This window comes from Promicromonospora sp. NPDC023987 (genome assembly GCF_040639055.1).
Classification (GTDB): domain Bacteria; phylum Actinomycetota; class Actinomycetes; order Actinomycetales; family Cellulomonadaceae; genus Promicromonospora.
This window is the reverse complement of record NZ_JBEZZF010000075.1, coordinates 1-24,966: the sequence shown is the minus strand read 5'-3', so window position 1 is coordinate 24,966 and position 24,966 is coordinate 1. Positions and strand designations below refer to the sequence as shown.

The window sequence follows — 24,966 nt, the reverse complement described above, 5'->3', positions numbered from 1 at the left end:
AGCGTCGCATACGACGGCGCCTCGATCCCGGCCTCGGCCAGGACCCGAAGCGAGTCGAGCTTGCTCGTCGGCTCGATGATCCGCGCCAGCACGAGTTGTTTGAACACCTCGTCCTTGCGAGCCGCGCGCTCGAACCCGAGCACCCGGTAGGCGTGCTCGAGCGCGTCGACCAGCACGCCCATCCGTGATCCGGTGATCGGCAACGGGCCGCCGCTGTTCGCAGGGCTGTCCGGCAGCCGCAGGTCCAGCTCACTCTGCCCCGCCGCGATCTTCTGACGCGCCGCGGCCACGAGCAGCTCCCAGTCCGCGTCGGTGTGCGCGGAGCCGACGTGCTCGATGTCGCGGGAACCCTTGTGCTGGGAGTGCACGATCTGCACCGCCCGGGCACCCGAGGCCGTCTTCACTGTCCGCACGTACGCCACGACGAGCACGATAGACACCCCAATTAGTGCGCACCAACACACACTTCAGCGAGCATCCCAGCAGGTCACAGAGCCACCCTCACCGCGAACCCGGAATCGTGAGCCAAGTCGGGGATGACACCGCTGCTGCTCGCGATCCTCGTCTTCGCGGGTGCTGCCCTGATCACCGTGCTGGGCAGCATCCGGCTGGCCGGGCTCGGCGACGTCCTGGCCGACCGGACCGGCTGGGGCGAGGCGATCTTCGGCGCCGTGTTCTTCGACGTCTTCACCTCGCTCAGCGGCATCGTCATGACCGCGGTGTCCGCCGCCGACGGCTACCCGGAGCTCGCCTACTCCAACGCCGTCGGTGGCGTCGCCGCGCAGACGTTCGCGATCGCCGTCGCGGACCTCTTCTACCGCGGGTCCAACCTCGAGCACGCCGCTGCTTCCCTGCCGAACATGCTCTTCGGCTGCCTGGTCCTGGCCCTGCTCGCCGTCACCCTCATGGGCAGCTTTACACCCGAGCTCATGCTCGGCCCCATCCACCCGACGACCCTGGTGCTCGTCACCGTCTACGGCGCAGGCCTCCTTCTGGTCCGCCGCTCGGCAGCCCGGCCAATGTGGCGCGCGGTCAAGACCGAACAGACCCGCCAGGACACTGCCGACGAGAACACCGCGCCCGGCCGGCGCCTGCGGAGCCTGTGGGCCGAGTTCGTCGCGATCGGTCTCGTCGTCGGGACGGGCGGCGCCGCGATTGCCTGGGCCGCCGAGCAGATCGTGCTCGAGACCGCCCTGAGCGAAGGCTTCGTCGGCGCGGTCCTCATGGGCGCCGTCAACGCCCTGCCCGAGACGGTGACCGCCATCGCCGCCGTCCGCCGCGGGGCGCTCACCCTCGCCATTGCGGCAATCCTGGGTGGCAACACGCTCGATGTGCTCAACGTCGCGATCGGTGACGCCTTCTACACCCAGGGCTCGATCTACCACGCGGCGACACCGGACTCGCTCTTCCTCACCACCGCGAGCATCCTGATGACCGTCATCGTCCTGGCCGGGCTCCTGGTCCGGCAGAACCGGGGCCCGGCCAGGGTCGGGTTCGAGGGCATCGGATTGGTGCTGGCCTACGGCGCGACGGTGCTGGTGCTCGCCTTCTAGCAGCGGGTCTGCGAGCTCGAACCCCAGCCGTTGCGCCGGACCAGCCCACGACGCCGTGGATCGGTCGGGCCGAGGATGCCAGCCGCTCGGCGAGTTCGGGAGGTGCGAGTGATGTGTACCGTCAGGCGGCTCCCTTGCGACGGCTCGCGATCCCTTCGGCCACTCCGATCAGCAGGACGGAGGCAACCACCGCCACGATGAAGCCGAGGACGTTCAGTTCGAAGATGTCCCCGGTGCCGAGCAGATTGGCAATGACGCCGCCGATCACAGACCCCGCCAGCCCGAGTAGGAGCGTTGCGAGCAGTCCGAAGTTCTGCTTGCCCGACTTGATGAGCCGCGCCAGGGCGCCGATGACCAGACCTGCGACGATGAACCCGATCATGGGTATCAGTCCTCCATTTCGTCAGCCGCGACAGGGCCCTGCTGGCCATGCGGCGAGCGACGCGTCCGGAACCAAGACGTCCTTCGTGCTCGACCCCCAGCCCTGCTCTTGGACTGTAAGCAAGCACCCTCGTCGTGCCCTTGCGGCGGTCAGCCCGTGACCCGGGCGACTGTTTCAACCGTGAGCACCCGGCAAGCCACCCCGGCCTCGCACCCTCCCGACACCGTCACTGCGATTAATGGGCGGCGGACCAGGCCTGATAGTTCTTGTGGCCGCCCGACAGGTTGTAGACCTGCTCGAAGCCGAGGTTGCGCAGCACGTTCTGCCCGGCGTTCCCGGTGACCCCCTTGTTGCAGTAGGTCACGGTCAGTGCGGCAGGGTCCAGCTCGCCGGCTCGGGTGCGCAGCTCGGCGAGCGGGATGTGCACGGAACCGTCGACGAAGCCCTTGGCTCGGTCCTTGGCTGAGCGGACGTCGACCACCTGGACCTTCTCGCGGGCGCTGCGCTGCCGCTCCAGGTCCGCCGGCGTGATCAGCGGTGCTCGCCCGCGGATCGCGTTGTCCAGTGCCATGCCCGTGTAGTGCACCGGGTCCTTGGTGGTGGCGTACGTGGGGGAGTAGGCCAGGTCCAGGTGGAACAGGTCGGCGACGTCCGCCCCGTAGGTGATGGCCGTAGCCAGGACATCGATCCGCTTGTCCGCCCCGGATGCGCCGATCGCCTGGGCGCCGAGCAGCCGGCCGGACGCACGGTCCGCCACGGCCTTGATGATCAGCGGCTTGCCCCCGAGGTACTCGGGCCGGTCGGGCTTGATGTTGTGCAGCACCTCGACGTCGTACCCGGCCGCCCTGGCGTTGTCCTCTGTCAGCCCGGTCTGGGCCACCGCCAGGTCGAAGACCCGGACGATCGACGTGCCGAGGATGCCTCGGTGCTCGAGCGTGCCGCCCGTGATCGCGTCACCGGTGATGCGGCCCATCTTGTTCGCCGTCGACCCCAGCGGCACCCAGGTGGGCTCGCCGGTGATCAGGTTGAACGACTCGGCCACGTCTCCGACCGCCCACACGTGCGCCACATCGGTGCGTCCCTGCCGGTCCACGGCGATCGCGCCCGTCGGGCCGATCGTCACCCCGGCCTGCTGCGCGAGTTCCAGGTTGGGTCGTACGCCGACGGAGACGATCACCAGGTCGGTGGGCACGGTGTCGCCGTCGTCCGCGGAACCGACACGCACCCCGGTCACGCCGCCGTCGTCGCCCTCGAGGGCGGCAACGCGTGCGGCCAGGCGCAGGTCGACGTCGTGCTTGCGCAGCTCGGCGTCCACCCGCGCGGACATGTCCGCGTCCATGCGGGGCATGGCGTGCTCGAGCGCCTCGATCACGGTGACTTCGATGCCGCGCTCGGTGAGCTGCTCGGTCATCTCCAGCCCGATGTATCCGGCACCGACGACGACGGCGCGGCGCACCCGGCGCTCCTCGATCCATTCCCGGATCGCGCGGGCGTCGGACGGGTTCCGGACCGTGAATACTCCGGGCAGGTCCACGCCGGGCAGCGGCGGGACCACGCTGCGTACTCCGGTGGCCAGGATCAGCTCGTCGTACGTGTCCTCGAACGTTTCTTCGGTGGCCAGGTCGCGCACGGTCACGGTCCGGGCTGCGGCGTCGACCGCGACGACCTCGTGGCCCGTGCGGACGTCGACGTCGTAACGGGCCTTGAACCACGCGGCGTTGCGCGGGGTGAGCTCGTCGATGGTCTCGACCTCGCCGCCGACGAAGTACGGCAACCCGCACCCGGAGTAGGAGATGTCGTGGGCGCGCTCGTACACGGTGATGCGGGCAGTCTCGGTGTTGCGCCGGGCCTTGGCTGCGGCGGAGGTGCCCGCCGCTACCGAACCGACGACGACGATCTTGAGTGGCGACGAGGTGCTCATGAGGTTCCTCTGCTCGGGTTCCTGACGGGGCTGGACGCGACCCGTATCCGACGGCCAGGCGTGTATCGACTTGCTTCTATTTTGACAGTTACCGATATAGGAAGCAAGCGTGTTCGACCGCCCGGCCCCATCGTTTCAACCTCGACGTCGGGCGAGACGGCGGACCACGTACGCAGCGTCACGGCCGACACCACGGATGCTGGCCGAGGAGAAGCTGCGCTGCCACTCCAGTCCGACGTAGCCCAGGCCGGAATGAGTGGTGGACAGGCCACGACGCTGTCGCGGTGCGCCCTTGGCATCGAGCGCGCCGAGGCTGGTGAGGTAGGAGACGCCGGGGCGGAACCCTGTGGCGAGCAGGATGGAGTCCACGTCTTCGGCGCTGCCGTCGGGCCAGGTGACGGTGTTGCCGTCGATCGCGGTGAACATGCGTCGCTGATCGGGCTGTCCGGCGTCGACGGCGGCTCGGTAGGTGCCGGTGTCCAGCACGGGCATGCTGGGCTGTGTGCCCAGCCATGGTCCGATCGGGAGAGCGTCGTACCCGCTGACGGTCAACCAGAAGTGCGCGTCGCGACCCAGTGGCGTCTGGTTGGTGTACCGGACCGGTGCGCGCGTGGCGAGGGTGACACGGGCGTGCGGTGCGAGGTCGACCGCGATCTGGACTGCGGAGTTCGCCGCCCCCACCACCACGACTCGCTGCCCGGCGAACGGCGCCGGGTCCCGGTACTCGCTGGAGTGCAGCACCCGCCCGGTGAAGCGATCGAGGCCGGGGAGCGCGGGCTGGTGGGGTGAGCTGAACGCGCCGGTCGCGGCGATCACGATCGGTGCGGACAGTGGCTGCTCGTCCTGTACCTGCGTAGTGAACCGGTCACCGTCGTGAGTGACGGCCGTGACACGGTGGCCGGTGCGGATGTCCGCGTCGAGGCTCTTGGCGTAGGTGCGCAGGTAGTCGACCACCTCGTCGCGGCGCGGGTAGCGGTCCGGGTCACCGGGGAACGCGAGGCCGGGCAGGGTGCTGTACCGGGCGGGGGAGAACAGGTGGAGGCTGTCGTAGTAGCGCGGCCAGGAGCCGACCGGCTCGTCGCCGGCTTCGAGCAGCGTGGGACGTAGTCCCTGGGCGAGGAGTGCGTGGGTGGCGGCGAGGCCGGCCTGGCCGCCGCCGATGACGATCGCGTCAGTCATGATCAGGGTCCTTTCGAGAGCGCGCTGGGCGGGTGCGGGGTGCGGTGGCCAGTGCCAGGAGCGCGGCGGCGGCCCCGACGACGGCCAGCAGCAGGAAGGTGTGGGAGTACCCGCCGAAACCGTCGGCGATAGCGGCGCCCGCCCACGGAGCCAGGGACATGGTGATCGCGAGCGGGGCGGACAGCAGACCGGTGAGGCGGCCGTAGTGCACGGCGCCCCAGCGGTCGGTGACGGCAGTGGCCTGCAGCAGGGTGAACACCCCGCGGGCCATGCCGGCGATCACCGAGGCGGCGATCAGTACCGGCGTCGAGGTGACCAGCCCGAGTACCGCGGTGGTGAGAGCGACTGCACCGACCACCAGGGCGGTGCGGGTGCGGACGCTCGTGTGCCGCACCAGGGTGGTGTAGCCGAGGCGGCCGAGGACCTGTCCTGCGCCGCCGAGCCCGAGCGCCACGGCCGCCAGGCCCGGGGTCAGGCCGCGTTCGGTGAGCAGCGGCACCAGGTTGATGATGACCGCATAGGCCGTGAATGCGGCCAGGCCGAACGTCACCACCAAGAGGACGAAGGCGCGGGAGCGTGCCACCTGTCCGGGATCGCGGTGCTCGGCCGGCTGTGCGTGATCGTGCGGCTCGGGATCGGGCCACGTGCCGCGCAGTCCCCACAGGTGTCCGGGGATCGTGATGACCCCCAGGATGGCTGCGAGCACGAGGTAGGTCTGCCGCCAGTCCAGATGCGCGGCAAGGAGCGCGGTCAGTGGCGCGAAGACGGTGGATGCCAGCCCGGCGGCGAGGGTGAGCACGGTGAGGGCGTAGACGCGTCGCGGGCCGTACCAGCGAGTAAGGGCCGCGAACGCGGGCGGGTACAGCGTCGCGCCCATCGCCAGCCCCATCAGTACCCAGGCGGCGATGAACCACGCGAGGTTCTGTGCCGTGGCGACCAGGACCACCGAGGGGACCGCGAGCAGCGAACCAGCGGTCATCAGCCAGCGCGGACCGATCCGGTCCAGCCACCGGCCGATCGGGATCCCAGCCAGCGCCGCCACCAGCTGCCCGACCGAGAAGCCTGCGATCACGGACGCCCCGGACCAGCCGGTTGTCTTCGTGATCTCGACGGCCAGCACGGGGAAGGCGTAGTACAGGATGCCCCAGCTGGTGATCTCGGTGACGCACAACGTCACCAGGACTCTGCGCAGCCCGGCCGGCGATAACCCGGGCCGCGCGATCACCTCCGCCCCCATGGCTCGTGCCTCAGCGGCCGGCGGACGGCACCGACAGCGAGATGAGCTCCGGCTCGGACGGGGCGGCGCAGCACCCGCCGGCGGACGCGTCCGCCTCGGGCTCGTCGAACAGTCCGGCTCCGCCGCACACGCCGGTCTCGGCCAGCTGCAGCTCGACCCGCTCCGCGGCCTCGTGGTCACCGGCCAGTGCGGCGGCGATCGACCGGACCTGCTCGTACCCGGTGGTGGCCAGGAACGTCGGGGCGCGGCCGTAGCTCTTCATCCCGGCCAGGAACACGTTCGGCTCCGGGTGCGTGAGCTCCTTCACGCCGTGCGGGTAGACGGTGCCGCACGAGTGCACGTTCGGGTCGATCAAGGGTGCCAGCATCACCGGCGCCTGCAGCGTCGGGTCCAGCTCCAGCCGCAGCTCCGACAGCCACGTCAGGTCCGTGCGGAACCCGGTCATGGCGACGACCTCGTCCACGGTCTCCACCCGGTGCCCCTCCGGTGAGGACAGCAGCAGCCGCCCGTCAGCGGCTCTCGCGATTGCCTCGGTCCGGAAGCCTGTCACCACCGACACGACACCGGCTTCGACGGCGCTCTTGGCGCGCAGTCCCAGAGCTCCGCGAGCGGGGAGCTGGTCGGCCTCGCCACCGCCGAAGGTGTCCCCGACCGCGCCGCGGCGCAGCACCCAGCTGATCCTGGTCGCGGGGTCCTGCTCTGCCAGGCCGGACAGGGCGACCAGTGCGGTGAGCGCCGAGTGTCCGCTACCCGCGACGACCACGTGCTTGCCCGCGTACCGGGCTCGCACGTCCGCGTCTGCCAGGTCCGGGATGCGGTAGGCGATCCGGTCGGAGGTGGCACGTTCGCCGAGCGACGGCAGGCCGTCGCCACCGAGCGGGTTGGGCGTGTGCCACGTGCCCGACGCGTCGATCACGGCGCGTGCGGTGATCAGCTCCTCGCTCCCGTCGGCGCGCCGCACGTGCACCGTCAGCGGCTCGGTGTCCCGGCCGGCGTCCACCACCCGGTCCCGGCCACGACGCGCGACGCCGACGACCTCTGCGCCCAGGCGCACCCGGTCGCCCAGCGCGTCGGCCAGCGGGCTGAGGTAGGCGGCCACCCACTCCCGTCCGGTGGGGTAACCCTGCGGCGCGGGCCGCTGCCAGCCGGTCGGTGTGAGGAGCCGTTCGGCAGCGAGGTCCACCAGCTCGGACCACGAGGAGAACAACCGCACGTGGTTCCAGTCCGCCACGGCCGCGCCCGGCTGAGTGCCGCGCTCCAGGACGAGCGGTTCGAGCCCGCGCTCGACCAGCTCGGCTGCTGCGGCCAGGCCGATCGGCCCCGCACCCACGACGACTACCGGCAACGTGCTCATGACAGTTCTCCCATCGATGTTGTTCGATCTGACTGGTCGGGACTCTATCGACCGTCGTCGATTGACGCAACCATCGATTTTGATCGATCATGGCGTCCATGACGACGACCCTCGAGGCCCAGGTCCTGCCCGAGGCTGAGGCCTCCACCTATGCGGCCTGGTTCGCCTGCCTGGCCGAGCCGACCCGGGTGCGGTTGCTGCACGCGGTCGCTACCGCGCCGCAGGGGATGACGGTCGGCGCGCTCACGGAGGTCCTCGGGATCAGCCAGTCCACCTGCTCCCACCACGTGCGCAAGCTCGCCGACGTCGGGTTCGTCCAGCTGCACAAGGAGGGCACCACGACCCTGGTCACGATCAACCCCGCGTGCTGCGTGGGGCTCCCGCACGCCGCCGACGCCGTGATGGGGTTGCTCGCGCCCCGGCCATGCTGTCCCGAGGACGTCCCGGCCGACGTGACCGTACGTGCGCTGAGGGACCCGGACTGGGCCGCTGTGCGTCGCATCTACGGCGAAGGCATCGCGACTGGCCTCGCGACCTTCGAGACCGCCGTTCCGAGCAGGTCGTCGCTGGATGCGAAGTGGCTGCCGGATCACCGCTGGGTCGCCGAGGTCGACGGCGAGGTCGTCGGCTGGGCTGCAGCGACCCCGGCGTCAGCGCGCGAGGCCTACTCCGGCGTCGCCGAGACCTCGATCTATGTCGGGGACGGGTATCGCGGCCGCGGCGTCGGCAAGGCGCTGATCCGCAAGCAGGTCATGGCCGCCGACGAGGGCGGACTCTGGACGCTGCAGACCTCGATCTTCGCCGAGAACCGGAGCAGCGTCGGCCTGCACCACGCGGCAGGGTTCCGCACCCTCGGCATCCGGGAACGGATCGCTCAGCGCGACGACGTCTGGCACGACACCGTCTTCATGGAACGCCGCAGCACCGTGAACTGAGCCCGGCCTGCAGGGCTGTCCGCAGACGGCGACGCCCGCCGCCCCCGGGAGGGCGACGGGCGTCGAGGTATCCGGCTCAGTGGTGGCGTGATCCCTCCCGCCATACCTGGACGACGGACGGCCGCGGACCGCGCCACGCACCGGCGTCGGCCGGTTCACCCGGTGCGAGGTAGTCAGGGAAGTACGACTGCTGTGCGCCGAACGTGCCGTCCTCGCCCGGGTGCTGCACGGCGACGTAGACGATCCCGTCCTCGTCGTCGATGATCGGCCCGCAGGTCTCCGCCCCGGTGGGCACGGACAGGAACTGCTGCACGTGCCCGCGCTCGCGGCCAGTGAGCGGCACCTTGAACAGGCCGTCGCAGCGTCCCATGGGGCTCGACGCGCCGTCCGTCGAGATCCACAGGTTGCCCTCGGAGTCGAATGCCACGTTGTCCGGGCAGGAGATCGGCGAGACCCGGTCCGCGGGGAACCCTGCGAAGTACACGGACTCGTTGACCTCCGGATTGCCGCACAGCAGCAGGATGTTCCAGCGGAACGTGGTGCCGGTGTGGTCGCCGTCCTCAGTGATCTCGATGACGTGCCCGTCCCGGTTGCCCGTCTGGGTCTCTCCGCTGACCACCCGGCGGTCGCGCGGGTTGGCCTCGTCGGCAGCGCCACGCGCCGCGCCGGGCACGCGCTCGGAGTTGTTGGTGCAGGCAAGGTAGATCTTGCCGGTCACAGGGTTGGGCTGGATGTCCTCCGGGCGGTCCATCTTGGTGGCGCCCACGGCATCGGCCGCCTGGCGGGTGAATACCGCGACCTCCTCGGCAGACATGCCGGCCACCGCGCTGCGCCCGTCGATCAGCAGCGGCATCCAGACCCCGCGCCCGTCGAACGCTCCGTCGGACGGCAGCTCGCCCGACCCGTCGATCTCCCCGGTGCTGTCGCCCAGGAACTTCGCGACGTAGAGCGAGCCGCGGCTGAGCAGGCCCATGTTGTGCCGCCGGGCGCCCAGGCTGTCTCCGCCCCGGAACCGCTCGGAAGAGACGAACTTGTAGACGTACTCCCAGCGCTCGTCATCGCCCATGTACGCGACGGCGTGGCCATGGCGCGACAGGATGACCTCGGCGCCCTCGTGCTTGAAGCGGCCCATCGCTGTGTGCTTCACGGGCGTGGATTCCGGGTCGTACGGGTCGATCTCCACCATGTACCCGAAGCGGCGTGACTCGTTCTCGTAGCCCTCGTTGTGCCCGGAGAAGCGGGGCTCGTCCAGCTCCCAGCCGTAGCTGGTGGGCGACGTCGAGCTGCTCAGCCCGTAGCGCGCGTCGCGCGGGTCGGTGCCGTCCACCCGGAAGTAGCCGTGGAAGTTCTCCTCGCCCGAGAGCACCGTTCCCCAGGGCGTGGTCCCGCCGGCGCAGTTGTTCAGGGTGCCCAGCACGCGGGTGCCGGTCGGGTCGTCGACGGTCTTGAGCAGGTCCGACCCGGCGGCCGGGCCGTCGAGCGTGAACTCGGTGCCGACGTGCACGCGGCGGTTGTACCGGCTGCGCGGCTCGTACTCCCACGGCTTGCCCTCGCGGCGGCGCTCCACCTGCACCACGGACATGCCGTGCGCGGCCCGCTCGATCGCCCGACGCGTCGCGGCGTCGTAGGTCTCGTCGAACATGATCCCGGCGTTGGTGTACTCGTGGTTGGACACCATCAGGGCCGAGGTGCCCAGGTCACGGCCTCGCCGTCGGCCAGTGCGGCCCTTGCCGGACCACACGTGCCGACCACGGCCGAGCGGCAAGAGCTCCAGATAGTCGCAGTTGTACCCGAACGCGAGGGCCTGCTTGGCGGCGCTCTGTGAGCTGACGTCGAACGGCTCGGCGCCGGGCAGGATCGGGTCGCCCCAGCGGATGATCGGGCTCCACGTGAAACCCTCCGGGACCACCAGGGCGTCGACGTCGGCCGCCTGGGAGGCGACGGGCCGGAACGAGAGGCCTTCACGCCCGCCGTAGTGCCCGGGGCCCCGGCCGTGCGCGGTGGCCGACGGCGCGCCGGCCACCTCCGTACCGATCACGACCGCACCGGTGGCGACCGCGATGCTGCCGAGCATGGCGCGGCGGGACAGCGCCGCGCTCACCACGTCCTTGAAGTACTCGTTGGCGCTCTCGTTCGGAGCGGGATGGGAGCAGGCGTCCGCGCACTTGAGGCGGCAGGTGACCGGGCTGCGCTTGCCACGCGCATACGGCGCCATCTGCAGCAGCTGGCGAGATTCGGGGGCGATCGTCATCGGAGGTCTCCGTGTACGTTCGGGGGTTCTGATAGTCGCAGCGGGAGCTGGGTGGTGTCCACGCTAGGAACGGGCGGTGTCCACGTCTCGACGACGCGGGAACGTGCCAGTGAACACAATATGCATAAATGACGGTCTATGTTTCTGGCCCAGAGCCATCCCCGCTCGCCGCTCCCTGAGGGTGCGCCGTGCGCCCACGCAACCGCTCCAGGCCGCTGCGGGTCGCGACGACGATGAGACGGTAGTTGTGCTGGAGCGGGAACCCCGGGGTGGGGTTGAGCACGACGTCCGCCCCGGGGCCACGGTGGGGGAGCCGGACGGCGACGAGCCGGACCTCGCCGGGCACGTCCACCTCACGAGCGGGGCGGTGCTCGAGAACGGCGTGCGCGTGCATCGGTACCTCGGCGACCAGCAGCACCCGGTCGCGGAACGCGACGGTGTCATGCACGTCCGGTCCAGTGACCGACGCGGCAAAGGCCGGCGCCGCCAGCTGTGATGCGCTGCGCGGCGCTGATCCGGGGATGAGCCCCTGGACGCGGCGGGCGAAGTCCTCGTCGAAGAGCCGCAGCACCCGGCGCAGCGGGGCGGCATCCGGTACCCGCTCGATCGCGTCGGTGGCGATGGTGATGCCGATGTTCGCGATGTCGTCGCTGGTGACGGCCAGGATCGCGCGAGCGCTGCCGACCTGAGCCGCCGCGAGCACATCGGGCTGCCTGCCGTCGCCGATGACGACGGGCACGCGATGGATGCGGGCGACCTGGATGCCGCGCGCCTTGTCGTTCGTGTCGATGGCGACGACGGCGATGCCCCGTTCCAGGAGGGTCGTGAGCACCCGTGTTCCGACGTCGCCCATCCCTACGACGACGACGTGCCCGGTCATCGTCGTACCCGGTCCGGATACCGCCGCCGCCAGTCGCGCACGAACGACGGCGTCGACCAGGGCCGCCGTCAGCAACGGGATCACGGCGACGCTCACCACGGTGAGTACCACCTGGACCAGGCGTGCAAGGATCGGCGTGCCGGTGTCCGGGTCCGCTCCCACCAGGAGATGCAGAACCACCTGGTACAGCGCGGTGCCCCACTCAGGAGCACCCTGTGCCGCGACGAGAAGAGTGGCACCGGCCAGCGTGATGAGCGCGAGAGCTCCCACTGCGTACCAGACGTACCGGTTCAGGTTGGACCGGACATAGGCCCACAGCTTTCCGTTCGACCGGTGCGCCGTCCCGGCAGGGGCAGGATCGCGCACCGGGTGGGCAAGGACGACCTTCGGCACGATCTCCGGCGTGCCGGGGCTCGGGAGCATGACGCCGTCGTTGTGCCCGTCGACGGCAGTCAGGACGGCGAGCTCCTTGCCTGCCGGCTGGCCGGACTCGGCGACGACGAGATCCAGGCCCGGCACATCGAGATGCCTGGCCTCGTCGAGAGCGAGGGAGACCAGCTGCGGCGCGGCGATCTTGGACGCTGACAACACGTCGCAGTTCGGCAGGTGCCGCGCGATGCCGCTACCGAGCTTGTCGTCGAAGAACCGCACGACGATCCGCAGCCCTGGGCGGAGCTCGTTGACCAGCAGTGCGGTCTCGATGTTTCCGGCGTCGTCCTGATCGAGGAGCGCGACCGCGGAGGCGGTCCCGATCGAAGCACGCTCCAGGGCCGTGGTGTCCGACCGGGCGGACACCACGATCCGGACACCGTCGAGCGTGCCCATCTTGGTGGCGTGCTCGCTCGCCGCGTCGGGCAGGATGACCGTGACGTCGCCCTGGTACCGAGTGCTGAGCGCGAAGGTGACGCGATACGCGAGCGGACCCCCGCCGCAGACGACGAAGTGCGGTCGGCGCGATCGCGTCGATGACGGCATGGCCGGGAGCGTATACCCGCCGCCGGAGGTCAGTGCAGAACGGTCAGCCAGGCCACCAGGCCCAGCAGCGTCACGGCCAGGACCGGGATCGTCAGGATGATCCCGATGCGGAAGTACTGGCCCCAGCTGATGTGCATGCCCTTGCGGTCGAGCACGTGCAGCCACAGCAGGGTCGCCAGCGATCCGATCGGCGTGATCTTCGGGCCCAGGTCCGCGCCGATGACATTGGCGTAGACCATGATCTCGTGGACGATGCCGGTCGCGTCGGCGGCATCGATACCCAGGGCTGCGACGAGCACCGTGGGCATGTTGTTCATGACCGAGGACATCCCGGCCACGAGGAATCCGGTGCCGACACCGGCCGCGAGCGTCCCCTGCCCGGCCATCGCGGCGAAGACCTGGCCGAGTGCATCGGTCAGGCCCGCGTTGCGCAGGCCGTACACGACCAGATACATGCCGAGGGAGAAGAGCACGACCTGCCAGGGTGCGGACCGCACGACCGGCCACACGGCGATGGGCCCACGGCCGACCGGCGCAGGACTCACGGTGGCGGTGGGCTCTGGCCGCCGGGCCGCGCTGCGGAAGAGGAAGGCCGGACGGCGGGCCGCGACCACGATGATCGCCAGGGCCGCGACGGATGCGACGGCAGACAGCGGCACGTTCAGCGGTTCGGCAACGAAGTAGCCGACGAGCAGTACGGCCAGGACCACCCAGCCGGCGCGGAAGGTCAGGTGGTCGCGGATGGCGTCCTCGGGGCGTCCGAGCTCCGCGACGTCGTAGCGGTCGGGGATGGACTTGCGGAAGAAGAACCGCAGGACGCCAAGGGTCGCGGCGAGCGAGACCAGTGAGACCGGGATCATGACCAGCGCATAGCGGGCGAAGCCGATGCCGAAGAAGTCGGCCGAGACGATGTTGACCAGGTTGGAGACCACGAGCGGGAGGCTGGTGGTGTCCGCGACGAAGCCGGTCGCCATGATGAAAGCGAACGACGCGGCAGGGCTGAACTTCAGCGCGAGCATCATCTGGAACACGATCGGCGTCAGGATCAGCGCTGCGCCGTCGTTGGCGAACACCGCGGCGATCGCCGCGCCCAGGATCACGATGAGGGTGAACAACCGTCGGCCGTTGCCCTTGCCCCAGCGCGCGACGTGCAGGGCCGACCACTCGAAGGTGCCGGCCTCGTCGAGGACGAGCGAGATGAGGATCACGGCGACGAAGGTGAGCGTCGCGTTCCACACCAGGGCCCACACGTCGGGGACGTCGCTCAGGTGCACCACCCCGGTGAGCAGAGCGACGCCCGCGCCGGCCAACGCGCTCCAGCCGATCCCGAGACCGCGCGGTTGCCAGATCACGAACGTGAGCGTGACCAGGAAGATGATCAGGGCGAGCAGCATGGGTTCTCCACGAATCGGGCAGGCATGGATGTGGCGCCTGACGGGCTGCCGGGCGAAAGCATTACATCGATGCTCGTTGATATCAACCGACGCTGATGTGTAGCATCGGTGCATGCCAAGCGCAGTCCGACCGCCGACCGCCGAGCTCGCAGCGGAGTTCGCGCTGCTCAGCGACCCGCTCCGCCTGCAGATCGTGCTCGCGCTCACCGAGGAGCAGCTGTGCACCTGCCACCTGGTGGATCTCACGGGCGCGAAGCAGACGACCATCAGCCACCATCTGCGCCAGCTGCGCGACGCGGGGATGGTCGTCGGGGAGGCTGAAGGAAGGTTCACCTGGTATCGCCTGACGTCCGGTGCGTTCGCCGCGACGCTGGGAGCCCTCGTCGGCCTCGCTGCCGTTGAGGGCGCACCGCGGCTACGCCCCGCCTGTGCGGACTGACCGGCTTCACCCCAGGACTAGCCGCGAACCATCGATCGTGATTGATTGATCACGACGGGTTGGGCAGCGGTTCACCTGGCGTTCACATAGACCGCGTTCTATCAATCTCGTCCGACAGACGATGTAGGCGGGAACATCTCGCCTCCACAAGACGGGATCCCACAGGTGATGAACTTCCCCCAGCGCACCGCAGCGGCGGTCGGCGCCGCAGGCCTCGCGCTCTCCCTCGCCGCCTGCGGCGGCGGTCAGCAGGCGGCCGGCGACGGTGGCCTCTCCGGCACCATCGCCGTCGACGGCTCCTCCACGGTCGCCCCCCTGACCTCGGCCGCCGCGACGCAGTTCGCCGACGTCGAGCCGGGCGTCCAGGTCACGGTCGCCACCTCCGGTACCGGCGGCGGCTTCAAGGCGTTCTGCGCCGGCGAGACCGACATCTCCGACGCCTCCCGCCCGATCAAGGACGAGGAGATCGCCGCCTGTGACGAGGCCGGCACCGAGTACACCGAGATCGTCATCGCGAACGACGGCCTGTCCGTCGTGGTCAACCCCGAGAACGACTGGGCGCAGTGCCTCACGGTCGAGCAGCTCAACACGATCTGGGCCCCTGAGGCTGAGGGCAAGGTCATGAGCTGGAAGGACGTCGACCCGTCCTTCCCGGACGAGCCGCTGGACCTCTACGGCGCGGGCACCGACTCCGGCACCTTCGACTACTTCACCGAGGCCATCAACGGTGAGGAGGGTGCCACCCGCGCCGACTACACCCCCACCGAGGACGACAACGTCACGGTCCAGGGCGTGCAGGGTTCGCCGGGCGCGCTGGGCTACTTCGGCCTGTCCTACGCCGAGGAGAACCCGGACGCGGTCAAGATCGTCGACATCGACGGCGGCGACGGTTGCGTCACCCCGTCCTCCGAGACGGTCCAGGACGGGACCTACACGCCGCTGGGCCGGCCCCTGTTCATCTACGTGAACAACGCCAGCTACGCCGAGAACGAGGCCCTGCAGACCTTCGTCGACTTCTACCTGGAGAACGAGGCGTCGATCGCCGAGGAGGCGCTGTTCATCGGTCTCACCGAGGAGCAGGCCACCACCGCCCGTACCGAGCTGGACAGCCTGAAGGGCTGACGCGTGAGCTCAGTCTCTTCCACGCCGACCGGTCGGGCCATCACGCCCGGCCGGTCGGCCGGCCCGCCGCCGGGGCCGCCCTCCGGTGCCTCCTTCGACACGTTGGAAGCCGGGCCGCCCCGATCGTCCGACCTGCGCGGCAGGCGTCGACCGGGCGAGCTGATCGCCCGTGGGCTGCTCGCCGGTGCCGCGATGCTCAGCGTCGTCATCACCGCCGGCATCGTGATCGCGCTGCTGGTTCCCGCGCTCACCTTCTTCGAGCAGGTGCCGCTCCTCGAATTCCTGACCGGCACCCGCTGGACCCCGCGCTTCGCGGACGCCTCCTACGGCGTACTGCCGCTCATCACGGCGACCGCCTGGACCGCCCTGGTGGCCCTGGCCGTCGCGGTCCCGTGCGGTCTGGGCTCGGCGATCTACCTCGCGGAGTACGCGCCCGAGCGGCTGCGCCGCATCCTCAAGCCGGTCCTCGAGCTGCTCGCGGGCGTGCCCACCGTCGTGTTCGGCTACTTCGCCCTGCTCTGGTTCACGCCGTTCCTCCAGGACCTCGGCCTCGAGGTCGGACCGTTCAGCCTGCTGTCGGCGGGCATGGTCATGGGCGTCATGATCATCCCCACCATCGCATCCGTCTCCGAGGACGCGATGTCCGCGGTGCCGAACGCACTGCGGCAGGGCTCGGCCGCGCTGGGCGCGAACCGCATGCAGACGTCACTGCGCGTGGTGTTCCCCGCAGCGTTCTCCGGTGTCGTGGCGGCCGTGGTCCTCGGCATCTCCCGGGCCGTGGGCGAGACCATGATCGTCACGATCGCCGGCGGCCAGATGGTGCAGATGGTCAGCAATCCGCTCCAGCAGGGAGCGACCATGACGACCTTCATCGCCAACGCGGCGCTCGGCGACTCCCGGGTGGGCTCGCTGGAGTACAACACCCTGTTCGTCGTGGGCCTGCTGCTCTTCCTCCTCACCCTGATCGTGAACCTGATCGCGATCGAGCTCGTCCGCCGCTTCCGGCAGGAGTACTGATGTCCCTCTACACACCCGCGGCCTCGGGGGCCGACGCCCGCCGCGCGGTCCTGTCGACGTCGGGCCGCAGCAAGGAGCAGACCCCGCAGTCGGTGCTGTTCATCGTTCTGCTGTGGCTGAGCCTTCTGATCGGCTTCGTCACGCTCGCCGTGCTCCTGGTGGACACCTTCGCCGACGGGCTGACGCGACTGGACGGCCGACTGTTCACCGGCTACCCCTCCTCGCGTGCCGAGGAGGCGGGCGCCCGCCCGGCGATCCTCGGGTCGCTCTGGGTGGTCGGCACGACGGCGGTGCTGGCCGTCCCGCTCGGCGTCGCGGCCGCGGTACACCTCGAAGAGTTCGCCGACCGCAAACGCTGGTGGAACCGGCTGGTCGAGATCAACATCTCCAACCTGTCCGCCGTGCCCGCGATCATCTACGGCATGCTCGCCCTGGGCGCCCTGGCACTCATCGGAGTGCAGCAGAAGAACATCGTGATCGGCGGCGCGATCGCGCTGGCCATGCTGATCCTGCCCGTCATCATCATCTCCACCCGGGAGGCCGTCCGGGCCGTCCCGCGCGAGCTGCGCGACGGGTCGCTCGCGATCGGGGCCACGCCGCTGCAGACGACCTGGCGCATCACCCTGCCCGCAGCCTTGCCCGGCATCGCGACCGGGACCATCCTCGGACTGTCCCGCGCGCTGGGGGAGGCCGCGCCGCTGCTCCTGCTCGGCGGGCTCGTGTTCCTCCGGTTCGACCCGAACGGCATGCTCAGCCAGTTCACCACCATGCCGATCCAGATCTTCAGCTGGACCGCACAGCCCCAGGCCGAGTTCCACACCCTGGCCGCCGGCGCCTCCATGCTCCTCATGGCCCTCGTGCTGCTCATGAACGGTGCCGCCATCTACATCCGCAACCGCTACCAGAAGCGCTGGTGACCCCATGCCTGAACCCATGCCACAAGTCCGCGACGCCATCGAGGTAGAACTGGAGCACCACCAGCAGGCGACACGGGACGTCCCTGACCGCCCGGAGCGGGCGGTCCTGGAGGTGGACAACGTGAACGTCTACTACGGCGACTACCTCGCGGTGCGGAACGTCTCCGTCGACTTCGGGCACAACGAGATCACAGCGCTCATCGGACCGTCCGGGTGCGGCAAGTCGACGATCCTGCGGTCGCTCAACCGGATGAACGACCTCATCGTGGGCGCACGGGTCGACGGACCGATCCGGTACTGGGGCCAGGACATGTATGCCCCGGGAATCGACCCGATCGAGGTGCGTCGCCGGATCGGGATGGTCTTCCAGAAGCCCAACCCGTTCCCCAAGTCGATCTACGACAACATCGCCTACGGGCCGCGCGTCACCGGGATGAACGTGCCCAGCATGGACGACCACGTGGAGCAGGCCCTGACCAAGGCGGCACTGTGGGACGAGGTCAAGGACAAGCTCAAGCAGTCCGCATACGGCCTGTCCGGTGGCCAGCAGCAGCGCCTGTGCATCGCGCGCACCATCGCGGTGCAGCCGGACGTGATCCTGATGGACGAGCCCTGCGCCTCCCTGGACCCGATCGCGACCCTCCGGATCGAGGAGCTCATGGCAGAGCTGCGTGACCAGTACACGATCATCATCGTCACGCACAACATGCAGCAGGCCGCCCGCGTCGCGGACCGCACGGCCTTCTTCACCGCGGCCATCGACCCGGACACCGGAGAAAGGCACGGCGAGCTGGTCGAGTACGACAAGACGACCAAGATCTTCGAGAGCCCCGCGGACTCGCGTACCGAGGGTTATATCAGCGGCCGCTTCGGCTGACGCCCGCACACCAAGGAGCGTCATGGCAACGATCACCCCCGGAGCGCCCGGCGTCGGCAGCCGCAAGGAACGTGGTCGGAGCGACGAGCTGCGCCGCGGCACGCACACCGTCGTCCTGGTGGACGCTGCCATGGACCGGGAGCGCTGGCTCACCTCGCGCCTGCGCGAGCGGGGCGTGAGCCTGCTCGTCTATCGCGACGTGCTGCGCGGCCTGGCGCGTGTCGGGGCGGGGGACGTGGACGCGCTGGTCCTGTCCGCGCAGCTGGGCAGCGACACGCTCCTGGCGGTGGTCGAGGTCGCTCACGAGGAGCTCGGTGTGGCCGTGCTCGTGGCGCACGGGCCGGGGGAGACCGACCTCATCGGCCCTGCGGTCCTGGCCGGTGCCAGGCCGATGCTGACCCGCCCGTACGGGCCGGCCGCCCTCGAGTCCGCCGTACGAGAGGTGCGCCAGGGGCCGGTCCGGCTGCCCACCGTCCAGGTCGGCCGCCTCCGGCTGGACGTGACGGGGTACGACGCGCAGTTCGGCGACCAGGGGATCGACCTGGCCACCCTGGAGTTCGAAGCCCTCTACGAGCTCGCGTCCCAGCACGACCACGTGGTAGAGCGCGACGCACTGCAACGGCGATTCTGGCCGACCTCGTCCGACCCGAACGCCGCGCTCATCGCCGTCATCTCCCGGCTGCGCCGCAAGCTCGACCCCTTCGGCGCAGCCGGCGCCCTGCACACCGTGCGAGGCATCGGCTACCGGCTGGACTCCACACCGCTCATGACGGTCTCCGTGTCCACCGATTAATAGATGAGGGCCTATTAATCGAGTCCTGCGTCGATCTCGGCGAGCAGTACGTGGACCCGGTCGATGATCTCGTCCGCGATGCGGCGCACCTCGTCCGACGACCGCCCCGCGGGGTCCTCCACGGGCCAGTCCACGTAGCGTCGGCCGGGAAGTACCGGGCACGCGTCTCCGCAGCCCATCGTCACGACCAGGCCGGAGGCCCGTACGACCTCCTCCGTCAGCGGCCGCGGAATCTCCGCCAGCCGGTCCAGGCCGCGGCGAGCCAGCTCGGCCCGGACGCCCGGGTCGAGCATGCCGGCCGGTGTGGAGCCTGCCGTGCGTACCCGCACCCTGTTCCCGACCAGGGACCGCAACGCAGCGGCCGCGATCTGCGAGCGACCCGAGTTGTGCACGCACACGAACAGGATGTCACTGATTGCCTTGCTGCCAGGGGTATCAGCACTGTTGAACGGTGCCGCCAGCGCCGTCAGCCGGTCGGTTGCGAACCGCGCCGTCAGGGCGGGCAGGTAACGCTGCACGGATGCCCGGTCGGCGAGCAGGCCGTAGCTTTCCCGGACGAACCGCTCGACGGTCTCGCGGCCGAACGTCTCGGAGAACCGGTCGGTCAGCTCGTCCACCACACGGTCCATCAGCTGCTTGTGGTTGCCGGCGTCCACGACCGGCCTGTCGCCGTCCGGCGCGGAACCGATTGCCGCGCCGCCGAACCGGACGATCGCGTCGGCGGTGGGGCGGTAGCCCGGCGTGCGCGGGTCACCGACGCGGGCCAGCAGCCACACGTCCGCCATCGCCTCCAGGTGCCTGACGATCGCAACCCGGTTGCCGAACGAGCCTGCCAGGTGCGCCGCCGTCGGCTGGCTCGACGGATCGGTCAGGACCAGGGCGAGGAGCCGCAGCCGGTCCGGGTGAGCCATGGCTGCCGCCTGAGCGGCGAGCAGGCGAAGATCCGTCACCGGACGCACTTCCTGGAACTCCGACGACAGGAAGCCGTTAGCGCAGCAGGTCGGCGATCATGTCCAGGCGCTGCGGCACGATCGCATACCAGGCCTCGCGGCCCACCGGGTCGCGCGAGACGATGCCCGCCTCGTTCATCACCTTCAGGTGGTACGAGACCGTCGGCTGGCGCAGACCCAGCGCACGCGTCAGGTCGACCACCCGGATGCGCTGCTCGTCGCTGTGATGGATCAGGGAAAGAATCTGCAGCCGTGTCGGGTCGGACACGACCCGCAGCACCGCCGCCGTGTCCTCGGCCTGCCCGCGGCTCAAGGTCGAGCGCAGCGCGGGATGCGGCGTCTGCTCTACCGTCCCGTGCTGACCGCTGTCCCGGGCGACCCACTCGCTCATGCGGCGAGCCTACCGTTCGATCCATCGCGATCAATTCAATGACCACCGGCGTCGCCACATGTTCCCCTACGAGACAGGCTGAACGCCGAGCTCGGTGAGCAGGCCGCGCACCCGCCGCTCGATCTCGTCGCGGATGGGTCGAACAGCCTCGATACCCTGGCCCGCGGGGTCGCTGAGCTCCCAGTCCTGGTAGTTCTTGCCGGGGTAGTACGGGCAAGCGTCGCCGCAGCCCATCGTGATGACAACGTCAGACGCCTCGACGGCCTCGTTGCTCAGCACCTTGGGCTTCTCGCCGCGGATGTCGATGCCCTTCTCGAGCATGGCCTCCACGGCGGTGGGGTTGATCATCTCAGCAGGCATGGAGCCGGCCGAGCGCACCTCGACGGCCCCACCGGACAGCGCGCGGAGAAAGCCTGCGGCCATCTGGGAGCGGCCCGCGTTGTGCACGCAGACGAACAGGGCGGACGGCTTGGCGGACTCGGCGGGTTCGGTGACGCTCATAGGGTTCTCCGGTTCAGTGTGGACGCTTTGGTCAGGCAGATGTCGGCGGGTCAGCAGGTCAGGTGGTCTGGGGCACGAGGTCGGCGAGCAGTGCCCGGACGCGCTCGTCCAGGTCGTCGCGGATCGCCGCAACACCGGCAGGGGAGGCCAGGGCCGGGTCGCCCACCATCCAGTCCTCGTACCGCTTGCCGGGCAGCACAGGGCACGCGTCGCCGCAGCCCATGGTCACCACGACGTCCGCGGCCCGGACCGCGTCGTCGGTCAGGGGCTTGGGATAGAAACGGGTCACGTCGTCCACCGCGTCGGCCGCGGCGGAGTCGTTCAGCTCCTCCAGGAGCGCGCGCACTCCTGCGTGCACGTCAGCCGCAGGCGCCGACCCGGCGGAGCGGACCACTACGCGGTCGCCCGCGTAGTGCCGCATCAGCGCAGCGGCAAGCTGTGACCGCCCGGCGTTGGCGACGCACACGAACAGCACCTGCGGCAGATGTCTGGCACCCGCTGCACCGGACGCTTGGGCGTGCGCCTTCTCAGCGTCGATGATCCGCTGCCGCGCGAACTGCTCCGTGAGCGGGACCAGGTGGGTGGTCGTGCCGCCCCGGCGTACGAGCGCGGCGTACGACTCGCGGACCACCCGGACGCATTCGTTCGGCGGCGTTCCGGGGAACCGCTCGGTCAGGGAAGCGGCCATCCGGTCAAGGGCGGGCTCTGCGTTCTTGAGCCCGACCAGGTGCGGGGTCTCCAGGACGTCAACAGCTGCCGGTGCGAACCGGTCCAGCAGCGTGTTCACGGCGCCGCGGTAGGCGGGCTTGATGCGGTACCAGACCGAGGTGCCGCGCCGGTCCGCGGTGAGCAGCCCGACATCGCGCATCACCTTGAGGTGGTGCGACACCGTGGGCTGTGAGACATCGGTCAGCGAGGCGAGCTCGCCGACGGTGATCTCGCCGGCGGGGCTGGTGGCGATCGCGGACAACATGCGCAGTCGCAGCGGCTCGGCCAGGGCCTTGAGCGTCATCGCTATGGTGGTCGCTGCGTCCACGCTGATCGCGTGGGATTCCACCTCGCGAGCACTCTGCTGGGCAAGAGCCGTCATCGTCGACCTCCAAGCTCATCGATGGGTCTCTATGTTGACACTCATCAATGTTGTGCGCAACTGCTTAGGGCAACTTGACCTTCGAGTCGGCTCGAAGGTTTACCGTCGAGGTCATGGACGCCATGAGGATCGGTGAGCTGTCGCGGCGCAGCGGGGTACCTGCCTCGACGCTGCGCTACTACGAGTCCGAAGGACTGCTGCCTGCGGATCGCACGCAGAACGGGTACCGCGTGTATGGGCCAGAGGCGGTGGATCGCCTGGCGTTCATCGCCCAGGCCAAGCACCTGGACCTGCCTCTGCCGGCGGTGCGCGAACTGGCCACCGCATGGGAATCGGAACTATGCCGGAGCGTCAAGGCGCGGTATCGACCGATGCTGATCGAGCGCGCCGGCCAGGTCGTCGAGAAAATGGTTGCGCTGCGGTCGCTGAGCACCACGTTACAGACGGCGATCGACCGCCTCGACGGGCTGCCCGACCGGGACGGGCCCTGCGAGACGGACTGCACGTTCCTGGACCGGCCGCGCAGCGAGCTGCCGCTCGCTGCTTCCGAGACCGAACCGGTCGCTTGCACCCTGAGCGGCGGCGACTACACCGCGCGCGTGCAGCAGTGGCGCGACCTACTGTCCGGCGCACCCCGCACCGAGATCGACGGCGGCGTACGGGTCGCACTGCCGACGTCGGCCCTGGAACGGACAGTCGCCCTGGCCGCCGCCGAGCAGGCGTGCTGCGCGTTCTATCGCTTCCGCATCGACCTGGACGGGCCCAGGTTCGACCTGACGATCACCGCACCGCCAGAGACCGCAGACCTGCTGGCCGACCTGCTGCCCGTCGAGGAGCCGACGGCATGACGGTGCTGTGGTCGATCGCCCTCTTCCTCGCAGCCGCCGTGTTCGAGATCGGCGGGGCATGGCTGGTGTGGCAGGGCGTACGCGAGCACCGAGGCTGGGTGTGGATCGGCGCCGACGTCATCGCGCTCGGCATCTACGGGTTCTTCGCCAGCCTGCAGCCCGAGGCCAACTTCGGTCGCATCCTTGCCGCCTACGGCGGCGTGTTCGTCGCCGGGTCCCTGGCGTGGGGCATGGTCGTCGACGGCTTCCGTCCCGACCGGTGGGACGTGACCGGAGCGCTGATCTGCCTGGTAGGCGTCGCAATCATTATGTACGCCCCGAGGCCTGCATGACGTCGACCCCAGCGGTAGACGCAAATGGTGCCGAAGCCGTGCACGAGCGGCACATCCAGGTCCTACAAGTCCCCGACTGCCCTCTGGTCGGAGGCCTTCTCGATCTGGTGCGGGACGCGGAAGCTGATGCCGGTGTCCAGGTCGCAGTACAGGTGCTCGTCGGCGACTACCCGTCACCGACCCTGGTCGTGGACGGGCTTGACGTCGCCACCGGTGAGACCGTCCCAGTCACGCCCTGTTGTCGACTGGATCTGCCTACACGGCGGCAGATCGCGGAGGCTCTCGTCTGGACTGGCTGAGCGCGCCTCAGTCCTGCGTTCCTCGGCAGGTAGCAACGCCAGCGGCCAACCGCGTTGCCCGCTTCGAGACACGGGTCCGGCCCGACGCTGGCGCGTCGTCGGGGGAGATGCGCCAAGCCGAACGAGCATGCTCGCTGATATGACCGCGATCGCTGGGCTACATGGGGATCCCGTCGAGCGCCGGGATCAGGTGCTCCTCCTCGTAGTCGAGGTGGCCCTCCAGCTCGTGGGTGAGCCGTTCCACCTCGGTGAGCAGCGCGGCGGGGTCGGCGGGGGTGGCGTCGTCGGCCAGAAGCGTCTGCAGGTCGCCGAGCAGCTCGGCGATCGCCTCGTGCTCGGCTTGCAGTCGCTTCAGCGGTTCGGCGAGGGCGGGGTGCTGTTCCCCCAGCGCGGGGAACATGTGCTCGCGCTCGATGGTGTGGTGGTGATGCAGGCCCGAGCACACGGTGAGGCAGTTGACCCGGAGCTGCGCGCCCACGCGAGGCCCGGACCGGGCGATCTCGGCCCGGACCAGGGCGAGCTCGCGTCGGAAAGCGTCGTGGATCGCCTTGAGGCCCCCGCCCATCGTGTCGGCGTCCACGTTGGGCGGTCCGGGGATTTCCTCCAGGGCCACGACCGGGATGACCCGGTCGGTCTTGGCCTGGTACTCGGCCCACCCGGGATCAGCTTCGGCCGCGCGGGCGAACAGGCGGTCGCGCTCGGCGCCGTCGAGCACGGTGGCCGTGGCGTCGTAGGTAAAGGTCCCGTTCTCGACCGTCACGTGCCGGTTGGCCTTCAGGTTGTGGAACCAGGCCGGGTGCCGCGGCGCGCCGGCCGCGGAGGCGATGACCAGGACACGGTCGCCGTCGGGCAGGTAACCGACGGGCGTGGTGTGGGTTGCGCCGGAGCGGGCACCGGTGGTGGTGAGCAAGAGGAGTCGGCCACCTTCGAACGGGCCGCCGACCCGTCCGTGGTTGGCGCGGAACTCCTCGATGATCTGCTGGTTGAAATCGATGGGCATGGTTCTTCCTTCAGGATGTGACGTCTCGGGCGAACGGCATCAGGGCACGACGACATTGCTGTCATCGCGGAAGGAAGAGTGGTGGGCCTCTGGCCCGCCCGGCCGTCAACCGTCGGCCGGGAACCTCACTCGCTCATGGCACAAGGCCGACCCGGTAGTCACCCGGCGACGTTAGCACTGCGACGTCGACCGTTGGGCTTGAACCGGTGCCCAGGTCAGGCGTCGAGGACTACGGCGATGACCATCGGTTCCCGTCGCGAGCTGCGGGCCAGCGACCGTGCGACCGCCTTGGCGATGATCTCTTCGAGCTCCTCACCCGAGGTGGTCTT

At 69.7% G+C, this 24,966-nt stretch carries 23 protein-coding genes and 1 pseudogene; 10 read left to right on the top strand and 14 right to left on the bottom strand.

Going from position 1 to position 24,966, the window contains the following annotated elements:
* A pseudogene (locus AB0F40_RS23565) lies at positions 1-440 on the bottom strand (IS1634 family transposase); the annotation flags it as partial.
* 96 nt (positions 441-536) lie between these two features.
* Here AB0F40_RS23565 and AB0F40_RS23560 point away from each other — a divergent pair.
* On the top strand, positions 537-1,553 hold the full coding sequence (locus AB0F40_RS23560) for a hypothetical protein (protein ID WP_357473513.1): 1,017 nt from the start codon (positions 537-539) through the stop codon (positions 1,551-1,553).
* A 121-nt stretch (positions 1,554-1,674) separates the two neighbouring features.
* Here the strand turns inward: AB0F40_RS23560 and AB0F40_RS23555 are convergent, their stop codons facing one another.
* The 5 genes from AB0F40_RS23555 to AB0F40_RS23535 all read right to left on the bottom strand — a co-directional run bounded on the left by AB0F40_RS23555 (position 1,675) and on the right by AB0F40_RS23535 (position 7,626).
* Positions 1,675-1,935: a hypothetical protein gene (locus tag AB0F40_RS23555; protein ID WP_357473510.1), complete on the bottom strand. Its 261-nt coding sequence runs from the start codon at positions 1,933-1,935 to the stop codon at positions 1,675-1,677.
* A gap of 235 nt (positions 1,936-2,170) precedes the next feature.
* The gene (locus AB0F40_RS23550; RefSeq protein WP_357473508.1) at positions 2,171-3,856 is read right to left on the bottom strand and encodes an FAD-dependent oxidoreductase; all 1,686 of its coding nucleotides are present in this window, start codon (positions 3,854-3,856) and stop codon (positions 2,171-2,173) included.
* A gap of 135 nt (positions 3,857-3,991) precedes the next feature.
* Complete coding sequence (locus AB0F40_RS23545; protein WP_357473505.1) at positions 3,992-5,035, bottom strand: NAD(P)-binding domain-containing protein; 1,044 nt, start codon at positions 5,033-5,035, stop codon at positions 3,992-3,994.
* On the bottom strand, positions 5,028-6,272 hold the full coding sequence (locus AB0F40_RS23540) for an MFS transporter (protein ID WP_357473502.1): 1,245 nt from the start codon (positions 6,270-6,272) through the stop codon (positions 5,028-5,030). The genes AB0F40_RS23545 and AB0F40_RS23540 overlap by 8 nt, the downstream gene beginning before the upstream one ends.
* Positions 6,273-6,282: 10 nt before the next feature.
* Positions 6,283-7,626, bottom strand: coding sequence for an FAD-dependent oxidoreductase (locus AB0F40_RS23535; protein ID WP_357473499.1), 1,344 nt, complete (start codon positions 7,624-7,626; stop codon positions 6,283-6,285).
* A 98-nt stretch (positions 7,627-7,724) separates the two neighbouring features.
* Between AB0F40_RS23535 and AB0F40_RS23530 the strand changes: the two genes are divergently transcribed.
* Positions 7,725-8,561: a metalloregulator ArsR/SmtB family transcription factor gene (locus AB0F40_RS23530; RefSeq protein WP_357473496.1), complete on the top strand. Its 837-nt coding sequence runs from the start codon at positions 7,725-7,727 to the stop codon at positions 8,559-8,561.
* Between the two features lie 76 nt (positions 8,562-8,637).
* On the opposite strand, the gene AB0F40_RS23525 is transcribed toward AB0F40_RS23530, so the two are convergent.
* The 3 genes from AB0F40_RS23525 to AB0F40_RS23515 all read right to left on the bottom strand — a co-directional run bounded on the left by AB0F40_RS23525 (position 8,638) and on the right by AB0F40_RS23515 (position 14,061).
* Positions 8,638-10,812 (bottom strand): PhoX family phosphatase, encoded by a 2,175-nt coding sequence (locus tag AB0F40_RS23525; RefSeq protein ID WP_357473493.1) that lies wholly within the window; start codon positions 10,810-10,812, stop codon positions 8,638-8,640.
* Positions 10,813-10,948: 136 nt separating this feature from the next.
* Entirely contained in the window at positions 10,949-12,667 is a 1,719-nt protein-coding gene (locus AB0F40_RS23520) for an NAD-binding protein (RefSeq protein ID WP_357473490.1), read from the bottom strand.
* A gap of 29 nt (positions 12,668-12,696) precedes the next feature.
* Positions 12,697-14,061 (bottom strand): arsenic transporter, encoded by a 1,365-nt coding sequence (locus tag AB0F40_RS23515; RefSeq protein ID WP_357473487.1) that lies wholly within the window; start codon positions 14,059-14,061, stop codon positions 12,697-12,699.
* Positions 14,062-14,173: 112 nt separating this feature from the next.
* Here AB0F40_RS23515 and AB0F40_RS23510 point away from each other — a divergent pair, with 112 nt between their 5' ends.
* The 6 genes from AB0F40_RS23510 (at position 14,174) to AB0F40_RS23485 (ending at position 19,226) form a co-directional block, all read left to right on the top strand.
* Positions 14,174-14,500, top strand: coding sequence for a metalloregulator ArsR/SmtB family transcription factor (locus AB0F40_RS23510; RefSeq protein ID WP_357473484.1), 327 nt, complete (start codon positions 14,174-14,176; stop codon positions 14,498-14,500).
* 168 nt (positions 14,501-14,668) lie between these two features.
* Positions 14,669-15,622, top strand: a complete 954-nt coding sequence (locus tag AB0F40_RS23505) for a PstS family phosphate ABC transporter substrate-binding protein (RefSeq protein ID WP_357473481.1) — start codon at positions 14,669-14,671, stop codon at positions 15,620-15,622.
* A gap of 3 nt (positions 15,623-15,625) precedes the next feature.
* Positions 15,626-16,639, top strand: coding sequence for a phosphate ABC transporter permease subunit PstC (gene pstC, locus AB0F40_RS23500; RefSeq protein ID WP_357473478.1), 1,014 nt, complete (start codon positions 15,626-15,628; stop codon positions 16,637-16,639).
* On the top strand, positions 16,639-17,556 hold the full coding sequence (pstA, locus tag AB0F40_RS23495) for a phosphate ABC transporter permease PstA (RefSeq protein WP_357473475.1): 918 nt from the start codon (positions 16,639-16,641) through the stop codon (positions 17,554-17,556). Before pstC ends, pstA begins: the two co-directional genes overlap by 1 nt.
* A 4-nt stretch (positions 17,557-17,560) precedes the next feature.
* Positions 17,561-18,433, top strand: a complete 873-nt coding sequence (pstB, locus tag AB0F40_RS23490; protein WP_357473472.1) for a phosphate ABC transporter ATP-binding protein PstB — start codon at positions 17,561-17,563, stop codon at positions 18,431-18,433.
* Positions 18,434-18,455: 22 nt separating this feature from the next.
* A complete protein-coding gene (locus AB0F40_RS23485; protein WP_357473469.1) occupies positions 18,456-19,226 on the top strand; it encodes a winged helix-turn-helix domain-containing protein in 771 nt (256 codons plus the stop codon).
* Positions 19,227-19,240: 14 nt separating this feature from the next.
* On the opposite strand, the gene AB0F40_RS23480 is transcribed toward AB0F40_RS23485, so the two are convergent.
* From AB0F40_RS23480 to AB0F40_RS23465, 4 genes are all read right to left on the bottom strand, one after another.
* Positions 19,241-20,176 (bottom strand): three-helix bundle dimerization domain-containing protein, encoded by a 936-nt coding sequence (locus AB0F40_RS23480; RefSeq protein WP_357473466.1) that lies wholly within the window; start codon positions 20,174-20,176, stop codon positions 19,241-19,243.
* Between the two features lie 37 nt (positions 20,177-20,213).
* Entirely contained in the window at positions 20,214-20,567 is a 354-nt protein-coding gene (locus AB0F40_RS23475) for a metalloregulator ArsR/SmtB family transcription factor (RefSeq protein WP_357473463.1), read from the bottom strand.
* 66 nt (positions 20,568-20,633) lie between these two features.
* Positions 20,634-21,068 carry an arsenate reductase ArsC gene (locus AB0F40_RS23470; RefSeq protein WP_357473460.1) on the bottom strand — a complete coding sequence of 145 codons (435 nt, stop codon included), beginning with the start codon at positions 21,066-21,068 and terminating at the stop codon, positions 20,634-20,636.
* 58 nt (positions 21,069-21,126) lie between these two features.
* The gene (locus tag AB0F40_RS23465; RefSeq protein ID WP_357473458.1) at positions 21,127-22,158 is read right to left on the bottom strand and encodes a metalloregulator ArsR/SmtB family transcription factor; all 1,032 of its coding nucleotides are present in this window, start codon (positions 22,156-22,158) and stop codon (positions 21,127-21,129) included.
* 113 nt (positions 22,159-22,271) lie between these two features.
* Between AB0F40_RS23465 and AB0F40_RS23460 the strand changes: the two genes are divergently transcribed.
* Complete coding sequence (locus AB0F40_RS23460; protein ID WP_357473455.1) at positions 22,272-23,006, top strand: MerR family transcriptional regulator; 735 nt, start codon at positions 22,272-22,274, stop codon at positions 23,004-23,006.
* Positions 23,003-23,338: a YnfA family protein gene (locus AB0F40_RS23455; protein WP_357473452.1), complete on the top strand. Its 336-nt coding sequence runs from the start codon at positions 23,003-23,005 to the stop codon at positions 23,336-23,338. Before AB0F40_RS23460 ends, AB0F40_RS23455 begins: the two co-directional genes overlap by 4 nt.
* A 456-nt stretch (positions 23,339-23,794) precedes the next feature.
* On the opposite strand, the gene AB0F40_RS23450 is transcribed toward AB0F40_RS23455, so the two are convergent.
* Positions 23,795-24,637 carry a nitroreductase/quinone reductase family protein gene (locus AB0F40_RS23450; protein ID WP_357473449.1) on the bottom strand — a complete coding sequence of 281 codons (843 nt, stop codon included), beginning with the start codon at positions 24,635-24,637 and terminating at the stop codon, positions 23,795-23,797.
* Between the last annotated feature and the right edge of the window lie 329 nt (positions 24,638-24,966).